This window comes from Acidisphaera rubrifaciens HS-AP3 (genome assembly GCF_000964365.1).
GTDB classification, from domain to species: domain Bacteria; phylum Pseudomonadota; class Alphaproteobacteria; order Acetobacterales; family Acetobacteraceae; genus Acidisphaera; species Acidisphaera rubrifaciens.
Map to the genome: position 1 here is coordinate 1 of NZ_BANB01000384.1, position 2,476 is coordinate 2,476.

Annotated in this window: 3 protein-coding genes; 1 reads left to right on the forward strand and 2 read right to left on the reverse strand. The window is 70.0% G+C overall.

The genetic code is table 11. The features are described from left to right. Positions 1-348: 348 nt before the first annotated feature. The gene (locus B8460_RS11460; RefSeq protein ID WP_148360551.1) at positions 349-702 is read right to left on the reverse strand and encodes a hypothetical protein; all 354 of its coding nucleotides are present in this window, start codon (positions 700-702) and stop codon (positions 349-351) included. Positions 703-861: 159 nt separating this feature from the next. Between B8460_RS11460 and B8460_RS11465 the strand changes: the two genes are divergently transcribed. Beyond that, positions 862-1,224: a nuclear transport factor 2 family protein gene (locus tag B8460_RS11465; RefSeq protein ID WP_048861734.1), complete on the forward strand. Its 363-nt coding sequence runs from the start codon at positions 862-864 to the stop codon at positions 1,222-1,224. Between the two features lie 99 nt (positions 1,225-1,323). Here the strand turns inward: B8460_RS11465 and B8460_RS11470 are convergent, their stop codons facing one another. Then, positions 1,324-2,250: a ferritin-like domain-containing protein gene (locus tag B8460_RS11470; RefSeq protein WP_084623542.1), complete on the reverse strand. Its 927-nt coding sequence runs from the start codon at positions 2,248-2,250 to the stop codon at positions 1,324-1,326. Positions 2,251-2,476: the final 226 nt, after the last annotated feature.

Consider the following 2,476-nt stretch of genomic DNA (forward strand, 5'->3'; position numbering starts at 1 on the left):
TCGCGTCGCGGACGAAGTGGCCGACATCGGCCTGGGTCACGGACTGGATGGCGGGCTGGGCCAAGGCGGCGCCGGTGGTCAGGGCCAGGGCGGCGGCGGCGGCCAGGATGGTGTTGCGGATCATGATGAAGTCCTCCGGTTGCTGGCGGGCGTCCGGAAGGGCGCCTCGTCGTTGGCGCAAGGTATGGCCCTGATCGCGGCGGCGCGGCAGCCGTGCCGTCCTCCTAAGTCTCATGCTCAATCTGTCATGAATACCCGTCCATCCGCCTGACTTATCCGCATCTTGCGGGTAATGGTGCGCGGGAAGCCTGTGGGCACCGGACGCCGTCCGGCCCGACGGCCGTGGGATCAGCCGCGCGGCACGATGCCGATGTCGCCGCCGCCGTCATAGCCGAGGTCGTAGGACCGTCCGTCCCACGCGGTCGCGCGGACCGCGGCCTCGCCGCGCGCCGTGTCCGTGGGCAGGTAGACGCGCATCGCCGCGGCGCCGTTCTCGCAGACGACGCGGCGGGTGGCGAAGGGCGCGACCGACCATTGGTCGGTGCCGGTGCCGTTGCAGCTGACACCGAAATAGACCGTCTGGCCGGTGGTGTTGTGAAACAGCACGTCGGCGCGCGCGGCTGGGGACGCGGCGGTGGCGCCGAGCGCCGCGGCGATCGCGGCTATGGCCCCGAGCCGGCGCGCGGTGAGAAAGGTCGTCATCATCCGCTCCTGTCGCTGTCTGCCCGGACCCGCCGCGGCGCTGGCCGCGGTGTCCGTCGGCCGCAGGGTGGGCGAAGACATGGCCCGGAGCACGGAAACGGTTCACAGTCCGCGCAAGCCGGCGGGCGGCGTCGGCGAGGTGCGGGCGGGGAGGGGGCGATGGACGACGTGCATCCGGCGCGTGCGGTGGTGGCGCGGTATATGGAGATGTCGGGTCGGCTGGACGCCGAGGGACTGGCGGCATGCTTCGCGCCGCAGGCCGGGCTGCACGGCCATCTCGGCGCCAAGGTGCTGTCCGCCACGGCCGAGGCGTATGTCGCCGATGTCCGCCGCCTCGCGGCCGCGCAGACATCGATGACGGCGTATCAGGCGGAGATGGTGGAGTTTGCCGCGACCGGCGGCATCGCCCGGGCGACGGTGCGGATGGACGGCTTCGCCGGACGAGGTTTCGTCGATTACCTGCACCTGATGGAGCAGGACGGTACATGGCGCATCGTCGGCAAGACGTTCACCACGCTGTGACGTCCGACGCGCGTCGATGGTGTCGCGCGAAATCGCGGCCGTCCCCCGGGGTGGGGACGGCCGCTTGTCGTTACGGCACGTCGATCCGGCGTCGGCTGATCAGGCGGAGGTGACGGTGCCGTTGACGCCGTTCGGGAAGAACAGGCCGCTGTTGCTGCCGCCGCCGTAGACGACCGCGAGCACCTGCGCCGCCGTCCGTGTCTGCGCCAGGCCGTTGTCGTCGTCGTTGACGAAGTTGAACGGGTTGCCGCGCGCGTTGGTGCCGAAATCGAGCACGTTCGACAGCGAGGAGCGCAGGCTGGCGATCTGGTTGGTCACCTGCTGGCCGCCGATCTCCGACAGGCGGGTGCGGATCATGCCGGCGTGATAGGCCTCCACCGCGCAGATCTGCGTGGCGTAGGTCACGAGGAAGTTCGACAGCAGCGCGGCGGCGCCGGCATAGGCGGTCACGCCCACGTCCTCGAAGATGAAGGCGCCGACGAGGAAGTCCGTCTCGCTCGCGAAGGGATTGAAGCTGCTGCCGAGGCCGGCGGCGCCGGCGAGCGTGTTGAAGCTGTTGACCAGATCGATCGTCGGCTCGGCGACGGCATTGGCGCCGAGGGCGGCACGCAGGAACGTCACATGCGCCAGCTCGTCATTGGCGATGCGCTGCGCCCAGTAGGCGACGGCGGTGTTCTGGAACGGCACCAGCGCCGCGCTGCCGGTCGGACCGTTGACGGTGCCGGCCGTGCCGGTGCCCGTGGTCATCGCCGCCGCGAGCCCCGATCCGGTCACCGCGCGCAGATAGTACTCCGCCTCGAGATATTCGAGGTTGAGCGCGAAGTTGAGGATGGCGAGGTCGGTCGCGGTCGGCGTGAAGGATTGCGCCGCCGCCGGCGTCGGATTCAGCGTCATGCCGCCGACACCGGCCACGCTCGCCACCGCCGCGCCGGCAACGCCTGCCGCGGCCCGACGCATCATGCGACGACGGCCGAGCCCCTGGAGCATCGCGGCGGCCGTGTCGTCATTCATCTCGCTGGAAGCCATGCGGACGTAACTCCTCGTGTTTCTGTAACAGCGGATCGCAGTTCGCGTGAGCCCGGCCATGCGCACGCGGCGTGTCACGACGCGGCCCGGCAATACCTCACGAAGGCCATACGGCGGGGAGAGCGGGCGGATGCGCCGGTTGCGGCGGAATGTGTGAATATAATGGCCGGCGCCTTACCACACCGAAACGTGGTGGCCGGAACGCCACGCAACATGCATGCGGACG

Excerpts from the sequence above, each read along its gene's own strand:
- B8460_RS11460 (WP_148360551.1), bottom strand. The coding sequence starts at position 702 with ATGACGACCTTTCTCACCGCGCGCCGGCTCGGGGCCATAGCCGCGATC.
- B8460_RS11465 (WP_048861734.1), top strand. The coding sequence starts at position 862 with ATGGACGACGTGCATCCGGCGCGTGCGGTGGTGGCGCGGTATATGGAG.
- B8460_RS11470 (WP_084623542.1), bottom strand. The coding sequence starts at position 2,250 with ATGGCTTCCAGCGAGATGAATGACGACACGGCCGCCGCGATGCTCCAG.